This is a genomic window from Bacillus sp. COPE52 (assembly GCF_003355115.1).
Taxonomy (GTDB): domain Bacteria; phylum Bacillota; class Bacilli; order Bacillales; family Bacillaceae_G; genus Bacillus_A; species Bacillus_A toyonensis.
In genome coordinates this window covers 5,640,379-5,659,300 of record NZ_CP031292.1, presented here as the reverse complement: position 1 = coordinate 5,659,300, position 18,922 = coordinate 5,640,379, and the positions used below count along the sequence as shown (strand labels likewise).

The window sequence follows — 18,922 nt, the reverse complement described above, 5'->3', positions numbered from 1 at the left end:
AGTATCTTGCTTGAGAAAAAAATTGTCTTTCGCGCCGACGCATCTATTGAAATAGGTACCGGTCATATTATGCGTTGTTTAACACTGGCTCAAGAGTTGCGAAATAAAGGTGCTCAAGTATATTTCATTTGTCGTAAGCTGCAAGGTGATTTGTATCAATATATTTTAAATAAAGGATTTCATGTGTTTGTATTAGATGGAGATGGTGAAAATACGAATTTCTTAAGTGCAAAAAACGGGAGTTATTTAAATTGGCTAAAATATCATTGGTTTGTTGATGCAAAACAGACCAATGATATCTTGTCACAACTTCCCAACTTTGATTGGTTAATTGTTGATCATTATGGATTAGATAATAAGTGGGAGTCTGCTTTAAGAAAAAATGTAAGAAAAATCATGGTAATCGATGATCTTGCCAATCGAATGCACGACTGTGATTTGTTACTAGACCAAAATTTATACGATAACCTTAATGGTCGCTATAAAGATTTAATACCAGAGCATTCATTAGTAAAACTGGGACCTAAATATGCTATATTACGGCCAGAATTTCATGCCGCTAATAAATTTTCACGAAAAAGAACAGGAGAAATTGAAAGGATTTTTATTTTTTTTGGAGGACATGATGTAACAAATGAGACATTAAAAACGTTAAGAGCCTTACAAAATATAAATAAAGATAACTTAAAAATAGACGTTGTCGTAGGAAGCCAAAATCCGCATAAAGAGGAGATTCAAACTTATTGCAAGAGTGTTTCTAACGCTTCATTTTATTGTCAAATAGAGAACATGGAAGAGTTTCTCGTACGAGCCGATTTAGGGATAGGAGCTGGGGGTACAACCACATGGGAACGCTGTTTTCTTGGATTACCTTCTATAACAATTACAACTGCCGATAATCAAATTGAAGTAACCAAGGCTGTAGCGAAGGCTGGAGCTACATGGAATATTGGTACAGCTGAAAGTGTATCGGATAAAACAATTACGAAATGTCTAAACAAATTTTTATCAGATTCTAAAATAGTGAAAGAAATGTCTAATAAAGCTCTTTCTATACAGTGTGCCAGTAATTCAAAGGAAATAGAAAAAATTATTTTAGGAGGATAGTATGTTAGGTATTGGGGATTTTCAATTGGAAAGTTTAGAAAAGAAAGATTTAGAACTTATTTTAAAGTGGCGGAATACAAAAGAAATACGTTCAGTTATGTATGACGACCATCAAATTACAATAGACGAGCATGTAAAATGGTATGAAAAACTAATAATAGATGATACAAAGGTTGCAAGATTATTAACATATAAAGAAAAACCAATTGGATTTGTTAATTTTACAAAAATAGATGAAATGAATCAGACGTGTTATTGGGGATTTTATATAGGTGAAAAACAAAGCGCAAAACGTGCTGGAACTGTATTAGGTTTATTAGCATTAGACTATATTTTTGAAACGAAAGACATACACAAAGTGTGCGCAGAAATAATAGAATCAAACCGTATTAGTTTAAACTTTCATCAGAAACTTGGGTTCCAAGAAGATGGAAGATATGAAAACTATATTTATAGGAATAATGATTATATTGATGTCATTATAATGACCCTGTCTCATGAACAATGGACGGAAAAGAAAGAAGCTATAAAAAAAGAACTTGAAGGTGAAAAAATTGAGTAATGTATATATCGGAGGTAGAGAGATTGGTAATAGCTTGCCACCATTTATTATTGCAGAAATGTCAGGGAATCATAATCAATCATTAGATAGGGCGTTGCAAATTGTAGAGGCAGCTGCGGAGGCTGGAGCACAAGGTTTTAAAATTCAAACATATACACCAGATACAATGACATTAAATATAAATAATGGTGATTTTTTAATTCACGATACAAAAAGCTTATGGAAAGGTAAATCACTTTATAATTTATATAAAGAAGCTTATACACCATGGGAGTGGCATAAACCAATTTTTGATCGCTGTATAGAGTTAGGAATGATACCATTTAGTACGCCGTTTGATGAAACAGCTGTAGAATTTCTAGAGTCATTAAATGTTTCATGTTATAAAATTGCATCTTTTGAAAATACTGATATCCCCCTCATACGTAAAGTAGCCGCAACAGGAAAACCAATAATCATTTCGACAGGTATGGCTTCGATTGCTGAACTAGATGAAACAGTAAGAGCTGCGAGAGAAGAGGGGTGTAAAGAATTAATTCTATTAAAATGTACAAGTACGTATCCTGCATCTCCAAAATCTACAAACATAGCTACCATACCTCATATGAAGGAGTTATTTAAATGTGAAGTAGGTTTATCTGATCATACACTGGGAGTAGGTGTATCTGTAGCGAGTGTCGCCTTGGGTGCCACAGTAATTGAGAAACATTTAACGCTCTCGAGATTGGATGGAGGAGTTGACGCTAAATTTTCAATGGAACCAGCTGAATTTAAATTATTAGTAAGCGAAACTGAAAAAGCATGGGAATCTTTGGGGAATATATATTATGGCCCTACTGATATAGAAAAAGATTCTTTAAAATTTAGAAGGTCATTATATGTAGTAGAAAACATAAAGGCGGGGGAAGTCTTTACAAATGAAAATATTAAAGCTATTAGACCAGGGAATGGTTTATTGCCAAAACACTTATCCAAAATTATTGGAAAGAAAGCAAGTAAGGATATCAAAAAAGGAACACCTATTTCGTGGGATTTAATTTGATACTGAGGAAATTAAATCGTTTATAGAGAGACTTATAACAAAAATACTTTAGTAGAGAATAAATTTTAAAGGCCCTGTTTTTAGACAGGGCCTTTAAAAAGGGCATGACAGTTAACAATTGGAGGTACCTTTATATTATCATTACCGGAATATTTATTCCATATTTTGGATGTTGAAAAATAAAAAAGGCAATCGTAGCGAATCGCATTTTGATAAAACAGAGCACTTTCAAACATTATGTATTCGAAGTCTTATGATATGTGGATAAAAAAGAGCAGCTAGTAAAAGCTAGCTGCTTAATACAGAAAAGAGAAGAACTACAGGGACGGTTAAATGAGTTCTGGCTTTCGCCTATCTTTATTATTGGGGGAAAGATAAATTAAAATGCCCCTTCATAAAATTGAAAAAGCATTTTAATTTATTCAGAATGATTATAGAAGAAAAGATATTATTAATTTAGTAGATTACTGAAGCTGTGATTGTAAAATAGTTGTTATAAAGTGGATTCTCTCATGAAAAGTGTGCTGTGTAATCACTTTTGTGTGAATTTTTTCGACCATTAATCTTTTTGAAATCGTATCATATAGATGAAGAGATATTTTATTTAAACAGTCTTCAAAGCTGTTATAAGATATAATTTCATCTTTATTGAAGAAAGATGAAAGGTCAGATTTTTCTTCAATAATTTGAAAGCCTTGGCAAGCGGCAATATCAAAGGTACGGTTATTAATGGTATTATTTTTTACTTTATTATTATTTTTATTTTGTGGAAATAGATGACTACGATGAGGATTTAAAATAAGACTAGCGTTATTATAATAGAGTGCAACTTCTTGAGGTGGAACCCATTCTTCTATAATCTTAATTCTTCGGTGATTCTTCCATTTTTTTAATAACTTATTTCTCCAGTGTTGACCAATAATAGTATAGTGATAAGGGGTTTTTTCCAAAAGAAAATGTATCAATTTTACCCGGAGTGGATAAGGATATCCAATAAACAATATTTCACTTTTATATTTTGGGATTTTTAGATTAGGTTTAAATACATCTATATTAGTTGCTAAAGGTAAGTGATATACATTGGTATATCCTAAAGCTGTGTAATATTTAAGTGCTTCACTGTCAATAGTAAATATAAAATCGAAGTTATTTAATAGAAGAAGAGAGGTATCTATATAAAATGGATCCTCAGTTAACCAGACAGCTAATTTAATTTTCCTTTTTTTAAAATATTGGATTGCTTTTTGTGGTAGATGATTACCTAATAAGGTGAAAACAATATCGGGATGAAACGTTGTTGTAATGAAATCCAATTGCTGTATTAATTCACTCGGCTCTACTGCTAACCATTCGAAATTTTGATCGATAAGTGTTCCCTGTATGCTTTGATCTAAATATTGATAGATTTTTGAGTAACCAGAAGTAATGTATAAGAGTTTCATATTTCAATCCCTGCTTTAGGTTTAAAATATATTATGAGAAAAATGTAACACTTTCTATTTCTTTACAACTAATCTTAGTAATACTTGTGGTAGGAGGAGTAATTGAATTTTCCTCTTCTAATGTGACGATACAAGTATTAGGATTAAAATTTGTAAAAATAGCAGGTCCAATAATATTTCCAGATTTACCAGTCACAGTAACGACTTCGCCTGGTTGTAAATCTTTAAAAATACTACATACTCCACCTGAACAACCAAATAAATTGCATAAGAACAAATTTATCCCTCCTTTAAACAATATACTATATCATATGAAAGTTTGTAGAACGATGTGTAGACAAGTAACCTTTAGAAGAGAAAAAATTTAAATTAAAGCAATGTATTGAAATAATAGATACATTAGAAGGGAGCACTTTAGGGCATACAGATTAGATCTTTCATGAAAAAAGACATTCATTAGATTGGCTTAAATATGGATTAAGCTAGAACCATATGAATCATTTTAAGGAGTGGTTAAAGTCACACTTTCTATATCCTCACAACTTATGAATATAGTATTGGTAGAAGAGGGGGTAATCACATCTTCTTCAACTAAAATCACCGCACAAGTATTCGGAATAAATTGAGAAAAAGTAGCAGGACCAATAATTTGGCCTGATCTAGTAGTAACTGTAACAATTGTTCCCACTGGCCATATAGAGAATATAACACAAGCTAAACCTTTACATGCTGCCATATTAAACCCTCCTAACTTTAAGTTATAATAATGTATTAAACTCCAAACATTTTATAGTGTATGTGGTTGAAATATGAAGTGCTTGGACTAATAGAAGTCACTTTCCGGTTTTATCCCTTCATGATCAATATGATAATTATAAAATACTAAGATACAAAAGTTTAAAAGATAAAAAATGGTAAGGAGATATATGACAGAGATATTGTATGATCTAGTGATCAGCTATTGCAAGATTCAATTGATATGGATCGGAATTATGAGGTAGGAGATAACAAGTACATGGAGCTATTCTGAATGGTATTTGAGTAGGATGAGATACAAGGCTTAAGTTTTTAGTAGTATCGATGGAAATTTAGAGTAATTTGAAAACAAAAAAAAGAACACAGATCAGTGCTCTTAGAAAGTAGACAATATGGTTTTTGGATTAGTATATAATATCATATGCTCGTTTCGTTTAAGTGTGTAAACAAAATGAAAGAATAAAGCACATATATTTGACACTCCCACCGCCAAAGCCACAAGCTGACTAACTTCAGTGGGATTCTTGCTACCAAAGGCGAAGTCTATTTCTAGTATCGTTGACGTGCAAGATTGCAGTATGCCATCACGACTCCGTATCCAGTGCATATAGCAGACACGGCACTCGTTTTATTGCCAAACGAGTCAGATTGTGAGTTCTCAAATGTGTTTTAGCGTCTTGTGCTTGACGACTCAATACATTTTACGGAGTAGAAGAATTTGTTACTCCAACCTCATATGTATTCTGTTTTCAGAGAACAAGTTTGTTTTAGAGACTTTTACTTGTCTATTATGAAAATTATACTATTTCTAATATTTTATCTGTACATCGCATTTGACCTCACGCTTATCCCACCCCTAAATTGGGTGCTATCGCAACGTAGTGGGCTTTTCCTTTCGAAAAATTAGTGCTATTGGAATAAGTTTGTTTTTGTACTTCCCCTGAAAAGGAGGATGGACAAACCATACCATAGGCACTTGCATTTCATTATCTTTAGAAATTTAATATTAATAAAGTGACATAGTATACGGATAACATTGAAAAATGTAAAGATTGTAGTGTTTGAAACAAATTAAAGAAGTAAGATAAGAGATTTACGCATATAGTAATCTCAATGGGTAATATTAACAAAATATTCATTTAAATCAGAAAAAATAATAGTGTTTATAACTTATAATATTGTTACTACAATGAAATAAGGCTAACAATGAGTTAATTTAAAAATTAATTTCAGATAGGAGGAGGATAATGAAGACCAGAGATAGTTATAAAATTATTGTGATTGGTGCTGGAACTGCAGGACTATCTTCTACTGCACATTTATTACGAAATGTCCCCCTATTGAAAGAAAGTATAGCGATTATTGATTCGTCAAAAAAACATTACTTTCAGCCACTATGGAGTTTAGTGGGGGGAGGCATTGTTTCAAAGGAAAGTACGATGCGTGATCAAGAATCGCTTATTCCAAAAGGAGCAACGTGGATTCCTAAAAGTGTTGTTAAGTTATTTCCGACTGAAAATAAGATACTTTTAAATGATGGACTGCTGCTTGAGTATGAAATTCTTATTGTAGCAGCCGGTATACAAATTAATTGGGAAGGTATTAAAGGCTTAAAAGAGTCTATTGGGAATAATGGGGTTTGTAGCAATTACTCTTATAAATATGTTGATTCAACTTGGAGAGAAATTGAAAAATTTAAAGGAGGAAATGCGGTTTTTACCCACCCCAATACTCCTATTAAATGCGGTGGTGCTCCACAAAAGATTATGTATTTAGCAGAAGAGTATTTTTCTAATAGCGGTGTAAGAAACAACAGTGAAGTAATGTTTTATACTGCGAACGCTAACATATTTCAGGTTCCACGTTATGCAAATACTTTAGAACAAGTACTAGAAAGAAAGCAAATTATAACGAATTATAATAAAAATTTAGTAGAAATTATCGGCGAAAAGAGAGAGGCAATTTTTGAAGATACGCAAACACTAAAAAGAGAAACAGTACCATATAGTATGATACATGTTGTTCCACCAATGGGGCCACCAAATTTTATTAAAGAGAGTGAGATAAGTGATCATCAGGGGTGGGTAGATATAAGCCCTTATACTTTGCAGCATGTGCAATATAAAAATATTTTCGGACTTGGAGATTGTACCAATTTACCTACCTCTAAAACTGGAGCAGCAATTCGAAAACAAATACCTGTCTTAAAACAAAATATTATGGACGTACTTAGCGGAAGAGATTTACAGGCTAAATATGATGGATATACATCATGTCCGATTGTTACAGGATATAAAAGTCTTATACTCGCTGAATTTAACTATGAACATGAGCCCCAAGAAACGTTTCCATTTAATCAAGCGAAAGAACGGTATAGTATGTTTTTACTTAAAAGATATATGTTGCCATATATGTATTGGAATTTAATGTTGAAAGGGATTCTATAGGAGAAGATAAAAAGTGGTTACAAAAATTGAAAATCAATTTGAAATAAGTATTTGGAGGGAATAGCTATGCTTTTAAAATATTTTTTTGATGAAAAATTAGCACACGCTTCCTATTTAGTCGGTTGTCAGAAGGAAGACGTAGCAATTGTAATTGATCCAGGTCGCTATATAGAACAATATATAGAGTTTGCTAAAAAAGAGGGGATGGAAGTAATTGCTGCGGCTGAGACTCATATTCATGCTGATTTTCTTTCCGGGTCTAGAGAACTTTCTAATCTTTATCATGCAAATTTATATGTATCTGATGAAGGAGATTGTGATTGGAAATATCAATATCTTAACGAAGGTCGATACAAATTGGTTAGAGAGGGCACAGAGTTTAAAGTAGGTCATATAAAATTTAATGTAATTCACACCCCAGGGCATACGCCTGAAAGTATTTCTTTTTTAGTAACTGATACAAGTCAAAATAATTATACGAATGATAAACCGATAGGAATATTCACAGGTGATTTTATATTTGTAGGGGATATAGGAAGGCCGGATTTATTAGAAACTGCAGTCGGTATTAAAGATACTGCAACAATAGGAGCGAAACAATTATTTGATTCTATACAAAAAATAAAAATACTTCCTGATTATTTGCAAATATGGCCATCACATGGTGCGGGAAGCGCATGTGGAAAAGCATTAGGAGCAATTCCAACTTCTACATTAGGTTATGAAAAGATGTTCAATTGGGCATTTCAGTGTAATGAAGAAAGTGATTTTATATCGACTTTATTGACGGGACAGCCAGAGCCTCCAAAGTATTTTTCATTAATGAAGAATTTAAATAAGTATGGTCCCCCAATTCGTAAGAAGAGAAAGAGAATTGCCATTAATACAGTAGAAGAACTTCAAGAAATTTTGAGAAGCGTTCACCAAATAGTTGATTTAAGGGATGTAGAGAGTTTTGCTTCTGGTCACATGGAGAAATCAATTAACATACCGTATAACAATTCCTTCACAACCTGGTGTGGATGGTTACTAGATTATAAAACAGAAACTTTAATCATTCTAGATGAGGAAAAGGTTAGAGTGGAAGAGGTTATTAGAGACTTTGAATCTATTGGGCTAGATAATATTATTGCTTTTGCACCCTTACAAGTTATACAAAGACTTGATAGATTTGAAAGTTACAAAGAAAAAACACCAATTGAATTATATCCGCATATAAAAGATGGAAGCGTTAAGGTAATCGACGTGCGTAGTAAAAAAGAGTGGGAGGAAGGACATCTTCATGATGCAATACATATCCCTTTAGGAAATCTATTTAAGCAGCTAGATTGCATACCAAAAGATTGTCCAATAGTTTTGCAATGTCGAACCGGATTACGTTCCGCTATAGCAGCTAGTATTTTACAAAGAGCTGGTATAAAGGAAGTAGTGAATTTAAAGGGAGGATTTCTTGCATGGAAAAAAGAAGGGCTTCCTTATACAACATGCAATCTCAATGTGTAGAGAAATATTATATGATAGGTAAGAATAATTAAAAGAAGTTATAGATGACGTGTTAGACAAGGAAATCATAATTGTTGCAGCTTCTGGAAATACATTAGGATTATTAATTGATTATCCAGTAAATATGAAAATGTAATATTTGTTTTAGCATTAATGAATTTAACATTGGATTCATCTTTTATGGAATGGCAGTGTTGGAAGTACTTAGGTATTATCAATAAGAACCCAATCAAAAATTCTCTTGGGAGCAAGAGAATTTTTTTATTGGGAATAGTAAGTGGTGAGGGGAGGTGCATTACATATGGGAAAAGGTAGAAGTAATAATGCTGGTAAAAAGCAACCGAATTTTGATGATTCATCTAATTTTGCTAAACAAAGCCAACCGACAGAAAAGAAGAAGAAATAAGAACAGGAGCTCTCTTGATAAAGGGAGCTCCTGTTAAAAGTGTATTGACGCGTTAAATACATTTGAAATGCTTCTTAATGGCGTTGGGCGTGACCTTAATTAAAATTTTTTAAACCTAATGGGACTTACCATTAAGAGAGCGAGGATTAAAGCAATCCATGCATTGCTATATGAAAACAATCCCATACCAGCCAATGATAATCCTGCAGCTGGAATAGGTAATCCCTTAAAATATCCAATAGTTGGTTTAACACTAAATTTTGCTAATCTTAAAGCACCCATTGTTGGGAAAAGGATAAATGCCAAAGAAGTTAAAATAGAAGGTGTTGCTATCGTATGAAATAAAAGCGCAGGAGCGACGCCGAAACTAACAATATCAGCTAAGGAATCCAATTCTACGCCAAACTCACTGTTCACTTTTAATTTTCTTGCAATTCTTCCATCAAGAAAATCTAAAACAGCTGAAAAGAAAATGAAAATGGAGGCTGCTCCTAAATATGCACTCATATTCAGGGTGATTGAGAAAACACCGCACAATAAATTTCCAATCGTAAATAAATTCGGTATAACTTTTACAAGCTGATTAAACAAGTTTGTTCCTCCTAAATTAATTAAACTTCACATTTCTGTAGCGATTTCTATATATTCTTCCGTTATTCTTAAAAATATATGACCACTGTATTACTGTAAGCTAATTAAATTTCGATAAGAAAAAAATCGATTTCTTAAACGTTCCGCTGGTTTATAAAAATGTTTAATCAATTTCAGTACGCGTTATTGAATATTAGTACCTGATAGTTGATGTTTCGAGTAGTCACGGATTTTCCAGTTCTGGTGCAAAAACTTAAAGGTAATTAAAAAATTTTCTAAAAAGGAGACATATAGAAGAAATATAAAAAAAGTGCTAACAAGTTTGCAAACGAACTTGCTAACACACATACGAAATAGATATAAAATATCTCTGATATGTCGCTTGAAAAAACAGACTTAATCAAATAGATAAGACACGTAAATTATTAAAGGATTAATGGATAATGGAACCATGCAGAGTAGATTGGGGGAATACTGGCTATTCAAGTTTCTCTTATTCAATAATGAGATAATGAAATTTCACGCACCTAATGTGCAGATAAAAACAAAATGTATTTTATCATTAGACTAATCTCACAGAACGAGAAAATGTAATGTGATCCTATTTGAGGGGTTTTTTATTATTGGTAATTGCATGTACCGTAATTAATATTAAATCTAATTGAGAAGAAGTGAGCAGGACGAGCTTACTGCAAAAGTGAAAGAAAAACTAGCTGCGAAATAATAAAAATAAAAAGGGTTTGGCCTTAAAGTTCAAACCCTTTTCTGTTTTCAAAATCTTCTTCTGAAATGACTATGAATCCATGTCTTTTAAATAGAGCTGTTGTTACGCCGTAATTAGTTTATTTATTTCCACTTATTACATAAGTCTTATCATTATTGCACCAGAACCGATATGCCTATATTTATCTGCCCCTTTGGTAAGGCATCGAAAAAAACTTACGTATACCACTGAGATTCCTGATAAATTACATGTAGAGGTATCACTCAATATAACAAAAATGTAATGTTAATGAAATGTAATTCCACCGATACTATAAATGAAATTATATAAAATGAATGGGAGTTAAAGAATTTTTATAATGAAAAAGGAGAAGTATTAATGCGAAATATATTAAGTGTAGAAAAAATTGAAAAATATTATGGTAATAAAGATAATGTAACAAAGGCAATAGATAATATTAGTTTTAAGGTAGATGAGGGAGAATTTGTTGGGATAATGGGGCCTTCAGGAAGTGGCAAAACAACATTGCTTAACTGTATATCAACGATTGATAATGTTACTACGGGGAAAATAATGATAAATAATAGTGACATTACTCGCTTAAAATCAAATTCATTAGATAAGTTTAGACAAAATGAATTAGGGTTTGTATTTCAGGACTTTAATTTATTAGATACCCTAACTGCTTATGAAAATATTGCCCTAGCGTTAACTATAAAAGGTGAGGAAAGTTCAAAAATTGATGGAAAAATACAAGTGGTTGCAAAATATTTAGACATTGAACAAGTATTAAGCAAATACCCTTATCAAATATCAGGCGGACAAAAACAAAGGGTTGCTTCGGCAAGAGCTATCGTAACAGATCCATCTTTAGTACTTGCAGATGAACCAACAGGATCGTTAGATTCTAAATCAGCTAGATTATTACTCGAAAGATTTGAAAGTCTTAATAAGGATTTAAAAGCTACAATTCTTATGGTTACTCATGATGCATTTACAGCAAGCTATGCTCGTAGAATTCTTTTCATTAAAGATGGAAAAATATTTATCGAGTTGGTAAGAGGGAATGATTCTAGAAAAGAATTCTTTACTAAAATTATCGAAGTTATAACCCTTCTTGGAGGTGACGATAATAATGTACTCTAAGATTGCTATTGGGAATGTAAAGAAAAGTTTTAAAGATTATGCAATATATTTCTTAACACTAACACTGGCTGTTTGTATATTTTATAGCTTTAACTCAATAGAATCACAAAAGGCACTTATGGACATTAACGCTTCAGATAGAAAGTATGTGCCTACAATAATGAACGCTGTCTCAAATGTGTCAGTATTTGTATCTGTAATATTAGGTGGTTTAATATTGTATGCAAATAATTTCTTAATCAAAAAACGTAAAAAAGAATTAGGAATATACATGACTTTAGGTATGGGAAGAAGAGACATATCCAGAATATTAGTAACAGAGACATTTCTAGTTGGTATTATATCTTTAGTGAGTGGGCTTATAATAGGTATTGGGGTATCACAGGGATTATCTACATTCGCATTAAAATTATTTGACTTGCCCATCAATAAATATAAATTTGTAATTTCAACAGGTGCTATAGGTAAAAGCGTATTATACTTTGGAATCATGTTTTTGCTTGTTATGTTATTTAATGTATATGTTGTTTCTAAATACAAAATAATTGATTTGTTAACAGCAGGTAGAAAAAACGAAGATGTAAAATTTAGAAATCCTCTTATCTATGTAATCACATTTATTATGTGTGTAGCATCACTTGGATATGCATATGTGACTGTACTAAAAATCGGATTGAATTATAATAATCCTATGCTCATGGTGTCAATCATTCTTGGTATATTAGGTACATTGCTGTTTTTCTTTAGTTTATCTGGATTTATATTATATGTTGTAAAGAAAAATAAAAAAGTATATTTTAAAGGGTTAAATATATTTATCATCAAACAAATAAATAGTAAGGTTAATACAAATTTTATATCCATGTCTGTAATCTGTTTAATGTTATTCCTTACAATGGTGGCTTTATCTACAGGAATCAGCTTTAACAGAATGATGGACGTAACAACGAAAGAAATAACACCATTTGATGCCAGTATTACGTTGGAGAATAAGGATGAAAGTTACACTATAGAAGACGTATTAAATAAATTTAATTTTAAAATAAGTAATAATGAAAAATATGTATCTTATAATGTATATCGAACAGGGATGGAAGTGGTGGACTTTGTACCAGAACTTAAAGATTATAAAAACAGTATAGATTTCATTAAAGTATCTGATTATAATAAAATTTTAAATCTTAAAGGTGAAAAGGAAATCACTTTAAATAACAATGAAATTTTACTTTTATCAAATGAAAGCTTGTTGATTAATTCGACAAATGAAAGATTAAAAAATAGCAATAAGGTGAATATTAAAGAGAAAGAATATTCAGTAAAAAATACTAAAGTTATACAAGAGAATCTTTATACTTATGATGTGCGGACTAATTACTTCACAATCGTTATAAATGATGAGTTTTTATCAGGCTACAAAATTACTGAATCCGTACTTAATGTAAATTATTTAGATGGAAATAGAGAAGCGTATAATAAAAAATATGATAACGTTGCACGGGGCTTTTATGACGAAAATGGCCCGAAATTAAATATTAATCGTATAGCAGGCAAATCAAAGGATGAAGTTTATGCAGAAAGTAAGGGAATGAAAACTATCGTGCTGTTTATTGGGATATATATAGGTATTGTATTTTTAATAACGAGTATGGCTGTATTAGCTCTTCAACAATTATCAGAAGCCAGTGATAGCATAGATCGATATAAATCTTTGAAGAGAATTGGTTCAAACGGAACAATGATCGACAAAACGATTTTTATTCAAACTTTCTTATACTTTAGTCTTCCAGTTTTTCTTGCCATAATTCATTCTATAGTTGGAATTTATGTAGTCAATTATTATATTAATACATTTCAACAAACAGATATTATTTTGCCAGCATTGATGACGGGCTTAGTATTTCTTGTAGTTTATATAGTATATTTCTACACAACATATGTCGGGTATAAAAATATTGTAAAAAGTAATACTTGATTTTATAATGCTTATTAGGGCTATTACACCTTGTTTCTCAAGAGGTAATAGCCTTATATTCTGTATAGGGAGGGAAAAGTCATGAAAAAAATCATTCTGATTGAAGATGACGAAATCATCAGAGAAGAATTACAACATTTTTTTATAAAGTATGGATATGAAGTAAAGGCTCCCACAGATTTTAATCATATTATCAAATATATAGAAAGTGAGAATGCAGACCTTATATTACTAGACATAAATCTTCCTGTGTTCGATGGCTATTATATATGTAGAGAAATACGTAAAACTTCAGATGTTCCAATCTTCATGGTTACAAGCAGAGATAGTGATGTAGATGAACTAATAAGTATGAATTTAGGAGCAGATGATTTTATAACAAAGCCTTATAATACAGAAATACTATTAGCAAGAGTAACAAACATTTTAAGAAGAACTTCTGGAGATTTCAAGACGAATCATATCTTAATTTATAGAGATTTTACTTTAAATCTTTCAAATGCAACAGTTACTTATCAAGACAAGTCTGTAGAGTTAACTAAAAATGAAGTTAAAATACTCTCATGTTTAATAAATAATCGCGGAAATATTGTAAAAAGAGATTCACTCATTGAAACTTTATGGAAGTCTGATTATTTTGTGGATGATAGCACCTTAACTGTTAATATAAATAGATTAAGAAAAAAGCTTGAAGAGATAGGTATAGATAATCCAATTGCAACAAGAAGAAGCTTAGGGTATATAATGCCATGAATATAGGTGAATTTATTAAAGATAAAATAGTAGTAATACTATCAAATGTACTGGTATATATCATATTAGCAGGTATATTGCTGACTGCGCATGTTCCGTTCATTATCATATTCTTTGTCTTTTGTATTTGGTTTTTTCCATTGATTTCATATATGGCTATAGAATTTATAAGATGTAAAAATTATTATAATGAGATTAATGGCATATTAGAAAACTTGGAGAAAAAATACTTGCTTCCAGAGGTAGTAGAGGAAGCAAACTTTATACATGGGGAAAAACTTAACGCTATACTAAAAGAAGTAAGTAGAGATATGCATGAAAATGTAAAGTATTATAGAGATATGCAAATAGATTACAGGGAATATATAGAGACATGGGTGCATGAAATTAAGACACCGATAGCTTCTACAAAGCTAATAATTGCAAATAATCAAAATGAAGTAACGAATAAAATTGACTCTCAAATAGATCGAATCGAGGGGTTTGTAGAACAGGTTCTGTATTATTCTCGAAGCAATAACGTTAATAAAGACTATATGATAAAGCAAATCAACCTTGATAATGTAGTAAGGAATGTAATTAAAAGAAACTATAGGGATTTTATTCATAAAAGAATAAAATTAGATATTCAGGATATTGATGAGATTGTATATAGTGATGGGAAATGGATTGAATTTATTATTAATCAAATAATCGGAAATTCTATAAAGTACTCAAATAACAAAGAACAAATGATACGTATATATTCAATTAAGAAAGCTAACTCAGTAATACTAACCATAGAGGACAATGGAGTAGGAATAATACCTAAAGATGTAAATAGAGTTTTCGAAAAGGGATTTACGGGAGAGAATGGTAGGAGATTTAGCAAAAGTACAGGAATGGGATTATATCTATGCGAAAAACTTTGTTCAAAATTAGGATTGAAAATTGGGATTGAATCTGAAATGAATAAAGGAACTAGCGTTACATTAATATTTCCTTTATCAGATATGGTAATATTTGAGCCTTATTTATAAAAGAGATGCTGCCATTTTTCCGCGAATATGGTATGAAACTTATAAACGAATGTAAATCGGTATGAAAAGAGCAGAAATTCTATTCATACCGATTGTATTCTTTATCCATTAAAAACACCCGCGATTGTTAGAGGGTGTTCCTGGATCATTCTCTCGGATTCACTACTTTTCTCAGTTGGTAAACCACCTTCCATTAATATATAGGTAGCATCTTTCCCCATGCTAATAGCAAGCTTTAAAACAAAAAAGGATACAATTATCCCAGCAAGTGGGTCACCATAAGCTGCATAGGGGATTGGGTAAATATTGTTTAACAATGCAATACCGATTCCAATTACAACCGCAATGGATGCGTAAACATTAGCAAGAGGATTATAAGCAGTTGCGATAAGTCCTTTACTATTTGCATTTCCACTTTAATTATTACAATACCCTTTTAACACACTTTTAGAGAATCGATTTGGATATAAAGAAAAAAGCATTCCATAGGGGCTTCCTTTCCAATAGCGTTGTAAGGGTGTCCGTAATTTTTGTTTTATGAGCCATCGTTGATTAAATACTTTTAATAGCTGTTTTTCATCCAGTTTTTCTTTCTCTTCAATGGTCCATCTTAATGCTTCTATTGCTTTACATTTGGACCAAAAGCCAACTGGTGTAACTTTAATTTCCCATTCTTTAAAGCGACCTTGATATAGGTCGTTTATCATTTTAAATGGACTATTTCCCCACATTAATTGACATGGAGATGCTAATCTATGAGTCTTTAGCCACTTTATATTGTAAACATCCAGTATTTGTTCGGGCGTTAATTTTTCTTTTTCTTCAATGGTCCATTTCAATGCTTCTAATGCTTTTTCTTTTGTCCAGAAGTTATTGGGTGTCATGAGAAATTCCCATTCTTTAAAACGACTAGGGTACAGATCGTTAATCATTGCAAACGGACTACTATTCCAGTACATAGCCAGAGGGGCACTAAGTTTGTTTTTCTCCAACCATTTTTTGCCGTATACGCGTAAGAGCTTTTCGTTCGATAAACCTTTTTTTTCTTCAATCATCCATCTCAAAATCGTTAATGCCTTTTCTTTCGTCCAAAAATTTAAAGGAGTCATACCAAACTCCCATTCTTTAAACTCACTTGGGTATAAATCATTTATTGCTTTAAAAGGGCTATTTTCGTATCTATGTTTGAGTAATCCTCGTAATTTATACTTTACAAGTAATTGAGTATTCCATTTTTTTCTGATGTCTTCCTTATCCCATTTTAAGATACTGTTTAATAAATATGTGATTACTCTACGGGCGAGCTTATTATCCATATCTTCTTTCCAAGTATTCGGAGGGAATCGTTTCCGTTTTCCATCCAATATTTCTTGATAAATATCTTCTATGGCAACGACTTTCATTGACAATATGTAAATCCTCCTACATTTGTATTTATATTTATAAAGTATTAACACTCGAATTAATATATCTATATTATATAATTTAAATGAAATCAACATTAAAAACAATATCTAAGCTAAATGCCTATGGAGCAAAACTAAAAAAAGACGCCAAATGGCGCCCCCAACTTGGGTTAATGAGGTTTTAGTTTTCCAATCTAAAGAAATATCGTATCAGCTCACAAAGAGAGTATATCATAACATCCAAGAGAAATAATATGCATTCTTACATATCGAAATAAATTTTGTATTCTTGCACTGACGGACCAGGAATAGCAAGATATGAAGCAAATAAGCGCTGTAAAAATATCAATTCATAGAAGCGATTAATTTCTGATATGACATGTTTTAATATCACAAAGGCCCTCACGAAATGATGATTGCATGATGGCTTTTGTTGTTATCTTATTTCTTTGTCTCATTGACCCATGTAACGATGTCCTGGATGACATACGCAGGAACATTGGAAGGGACTTCGTATTCACTAGGGTGACTGAATTCCCCGTCGCCCTCCGTGAAGATGTGATTCAATTTCGGATATTCTTTGAACTGAACATTACTGCGGCTTGAAAGCCCTTCTTGCCATCTCGTAAAATCGTCTTTTACAGTTACTTGATAATCACGTGCGCCTTGCAGAATCAGTAATGGCTCTTTTCGTGATTTCACTTCCTCAACTGGACGCCAACGAGTCACATCATACATGAAATGTGGAGAAGGATAATTATAACCAGCTGGTGGGTGATTGGGATCAAAAGTAGGATCCTTAATATAAGCGAATTGTTTTTTTTAGTTCATCAATAAAATCCTTAGGTGCCCCGAGGTACTGATACTGATCAAGGAGCATGTCAGTAAAAGGATGTGCAGGAGGTGCCATTAAAATACTTCCTCTTACAAGTGATGAAGGTGCTTTGCTTAGTATACGCGGCATGGTGCCAGCTCCTTGGCTATGTCTGAGAATGAAAATGTTACCTGGGTCAATACCTTCCTGCTGCGCTGCTGATTTCGCTGCATATATGGCATCGTCTGTAGTATCTTGGTCTAATGTAGCAGGTTCTGCACTCATTTTAAAACCGTGTTCTAAGGAACGTTTCTCGTAACGTAACACTGCGATACCGCTTGATGAAAGACCGGCTGCAAGGTCTCTAAAGATTTTAGCTCCCATAATTGTACTGTCACGATCTTGCGGACCCGAACCGTGAACAAGAACAACAACAGGCACTTTTTCGCCAGGTTTATGTTTTGGAACCGTTAATGTGGCTGGTAAAGGGTATGTAGCATTTCCAATGGTGATTTCGCGTTCTTGGTAGGAATCAGGTTGGTCATAGCTAGGATGCGGGATGGTATAAGATTTCTGTGGCGTCGTCCTTACGCCAACTTCATCAGCTTTGCCGCCAGGCGTGAATTTAATGAGTAGTGGAATAGTAGTTCCTTCGATAGCTCCTGGAATTTCAACCGTTTGATGGACCAAGTTTCGTTCCTTTATAACAGGTGTTCCCATGCTTGTAATTCTGCTCCCGCCACTTTGTGTCCACCAGCTTTGTAATATGTTTGCCGTAAACTTGGATTGAAAAGCTGCAGACGTCAATTGAAGTGCCTCTGCATATTTGCCTTGCTGGAGATATTCAAAAAATAAAGACGTACGCTCCGTTAAAGAGACTGGTTTCTTTTCTGCAGTTTGTGTCACTTGTGTATCCGCATGAATCGTTGTTGTAAGCGGAAAAGAAGAAACACCTAAAGAAAAGAGTAGAGTAAAAGAAAGTGCTGATTTTTGTAACTTCTTTTTTTTCATCTATTTCATCCTGTTTAACCTCCAAAATGTAATGGTATGAAATAGGAATGGTAATTGGTGGAATGTTTTCCTATTGGGGTTTCGGTACATGTATGGGGGAATCCTGCATACATATCATAAAAAGTCCATTTGAAAGAGTAGAGGAGTTAAGCAATGGATTTATACATAAACCTTTGCTAAATCATAGAAATCAATAGTTTTTCCAACAAGGATTCCAATCT

At 32.4% G+C, this 18,922-nt stretch carries 14 protein-coding genes and 2 pseudogenes; 9 read left to right on the top strand and 7 right to left on the bottom strand.

Annotated features, from left to right (window positions below; translation table 11 throughout):
- The first annotated feature begins 6 nt into the window (after window positions 1-6).
- The 3 genes from pseG to pseI are packed head-to-tail and all read left to right on the top strand — an operon-like array spanning window position 7 to window position 2,711.
- Window positions 7-1,107, top strand: coding sequence for a UDP-2,4-diacetamido-2,4,6-trideoxy-beta-L-altropyranose hydrolase (gene pseG / locus DPQ31_RS28605; RefSeq protein WP_016130647.1), 1,101 nt, complete (start codon window positions 7-9; stop codon window positions 1,105-1,107).
- 1 nt (window position 1,108) lies between these two features.
- Window positions 1,109-1,669, top strand: coding sequence for a UDP-4-amino-4,6-dideoxy-N-acetyl-beta-L-altrosamine N-acetyltransferase (gene pseH / locus DPQ31_RS28600; protein ID WP_000900606.1), 561 nt, complete (start codon window positions 1,109-1,111; stop codon window positions 1,667-1,669).
- Window positions 1,662-2,711 (top strand): pseudaminic acid synthase, encoded by a 1,050-nt coding sequence (gene pseI, locus DPQ31_RS28595; protein WP_097957438.1) that lies wholly within the window; start codon window positions 1,662-1,664, stop codon window positions 2,709-2,711. Before pseH ends, pseI begins: the two co-directional genes overlap by 8 nt.
- Before the next feature lie 464 nt (window positions 2,712-3,175).
- Here the strand turns inward: pseI and DPQ31_RS28590 are convergent, their stop codons facing one another.
- From DPQ31_RS28590 to DPQ31_RS28580, 3 genes are all read right to left on the bottom strand, one after another.
- Window positions 3,176-4,153, bottom strand: a complete 978-nt coding sequence (locus DPQ31_RS28590; RefSeq protein ID WP_097957440.1) for a CgeB family protein — start codon at window positions 4,151-4,153, stop codon at window positions 3,176-3,178.
- 31 nt (window positions 4,154-4,184) lie between these two features.
- Window positions 4,185-4,430, bottom strand: coding sequence for a CGEA protein (locus DPQ31_RS28585; protein ID WP_097957441.1), 246 nt, complete (start codon window positions 4,428-4,430; stop codon window positions 4,185-4,187).
- A gap of 225 nt (window positions 4,431-4,655) precedes the next feature.
- Entirely contained in the window at window positions 4,656-4,889 is a 234-nt protein-coding gene (locus tag DPQ31_RS28580; protein WP_016130642.1) for a hypothetical protein, read from the bottom strand.
- 1,267 nt (window positions 4,890-6,156) lie between these two features.
- Here DPQ31_RS28580 and DPQ31_RS28575 point away from each other — a divergent pair.
- Together DPQ31_RS28575 and DPQ31_RS28570 are read left to right on the top strand one after the other, a co-directional pair.
- Window positions 6,157-7,356, top strand: a complete 1,200-nt coding sequence (locus DPQ31_RS28575) for an NAD(P)/FAD-dependent oxidoreductase (protein WP_016130641.1) — start codon at window positions 6,157-6,159, stop codon at window positions 7,354-7,356.
- A gap of 66 nt (window positions 7,357-7,422) precedes the next feature.
- Entirely contained in the window at window positions 7,423-8,859 is a 1,437-nt protein-coding gene (locus tag DPQ31_RS28570) for an MBL fold metallo-hydrolase (protein ID WP_208731407.1), read from the top strand.
- A 505-nt stretch (window positions 8,860-9,364) separates the two neighbouring features.
- On the opposite strand, the gene pssA is transcribed toward DPQ31_RS28570, so the two are convergent.
- Window positions 9,365-9,856, bottom strand: coding sequence for a CDP-diacylglycerol--serine O-phosphatidyltransferase (gene pssA / locus DPQ31_RS28565; protein WP_208731406.1), 492 nt, complete (start codon window positions 9,854-9,856; stop codon window positions 9,365-9,367).
- Between the two features lie 1,102 nt (window positions 9,857-10,958).
- Between pssA and DPQ31_RS28560 the strand changes: the two genes are divergently transcribed.
- The 4 genes from DPQ31_RS28560 (at window position 10,959) to DPQ31_RS28545 (ending at window position 15,470) form a co-directional block, all read left to right on the top strand.
- On the top strand, window positions 10,959-11,726 hold the full coding sequence (locus DPQ31_RS28560; RefSeq protein ID WP_098163923.1) for an ABC transporter ATP-binding protein: 768 nt from the start codon (window positions 10,959-10,961) through the stop codon (window positions 11,724-11,726).
- Window positions 11,716-13,698, top strand: a complete 1,983-nt coding sequence (locus DPQ31_RS28555) for an FtsX-like permease family protein (protein ID WP_208731405.1) — start codon at window positions 11,716-11,718, stop codon at window positions 13,696-13,698. The genes DPQ31_RS28560 and DPQ31_RS28555 overlap by 11 nt, the downstream gene beginning before the upstream one ends.
- 81 nt (window positions 13,699-13,779) lie before the next feature.
- A complete protein-coding gene (locus DPQ31_RS28550) occupies window positions 13,780-14,451 on the top strand; it encodes a response regulator transcription factor (protein WP_199633664.1) in 672 nt (223 codons plus the stop codon).
- Entirely contained in the window at window positions 14,448-15,470 is a 1,023-nt protein-coding gene (locus DPQ31_RS28545) for a sensor histidine kinase (protein WP_208731404.1), read from the top strand. Before DPQ31_RS28550 ends, DPQ31_RS28545 begins: the two co-directional genes overlap by 4 nt.
- Window positions 15,471-15,601: 131 nt before the next feature.
- Here DPQ31_RS28545 and DPQ31_RS28540 read toward each other — a convergent pair.
- The 3 genes and pseudogenes from DPQ31_RS28540 to DPQ31_RS28530 all read right to left on the bottom strand — a co-directional run.
- A pseudogene (locus tag DPQ31_RS28540) lies at window positions 15,602-15,871 on the bottom strand (cation transporter); the annotation flags it as partial.
- Between the two features lie 15 nt (window positions 15,872-15,886).
- Entirely contained in the window at window positions 15,887-16,879 is a 993-nt protein-coding gene (locus tag DPQ31_RS28535; RefSeq protein ID WP_208731403.1) for a DUF4046 domain-containing protein, read from the bottom strand.
- A 438-nt stretch (window positions 16,880-17,317) separates the two neighbouring features.
- Window positions 17,318-18,701: pseudogene (locus DPQ31_RS28530) on the bottom strand (alpha/beta hydrolase family protein).
- Window positions 18,702-18,922 lie beyond the last annotated feature (221 nt).

Excerpts from the sequence above, each read along its gene's own strand:
- pseH (WP_000900606.1), top strand. The coding sequence starts at position 1,109 with ATGTTAGGTATTGGGGATTTTCAATTGGAAAGTTTAGAAAAGAAAGAT.
- DPQ31_RS28590 (WP_097957440.1), bottom strand. The coding sequence starts at position 4,153 with ATGAAACTCTTATACATTACTTCTGGTTACTCAAAAATCTATCAATAT.
- DPQ31_RS28580 (WP_016130642.1), bottom strand. The coding sequence starts at position 4,889 with ATGGCAGCATGTAAAGGTTTAGCTTGTGTTATATTCTCTATATGGCCA.
- DPQ31_RS28575 (WP_016130641.1), top strand. The coding sequence starts at position 6,157 with ATGAAGACCAGAGATAGTTATAAAATTATTGTGATTGGTGCTGGAACT.
- DPQ31_RS28570 (WP_208731407.1), top strand. The coding sequence starts at position 7,423 with ATGCTTTTAAAATATTTTTTTGATGAAAAATTAGCACACGCTTCCTAT.
- DPQ31_RS28560 (WP_098163923.1), top strand. The coding sequence starts at position 10,959 with ATGCGAAATATATTAAGTGTAGAAAAAATTGAAAAATATTATGGTAAT.
- DPQ31_RS28555 (WP_208731405.1), top strand. The coding sequence starts at position 11,716 with ATGTACTCTAAGATTGCTATTGGGAATGTAAAGAAAAGTTTTAAAGAT.
- DPQ31_RS28550 (WP_199633664.1), top strand. The coding sequence starts at position 13,780 with ATGAAAAAAATCATTCTGATTGAAGATGACGAAATCATCAGAGAAGAA.
- DPQ31_RS28545 (WP_208731404.1), top strand. The coding sequence starts at position 14,448 with ATGAATATAGGTGAATTTATTAAAGATAAAATAGTAGTAATACTATCA.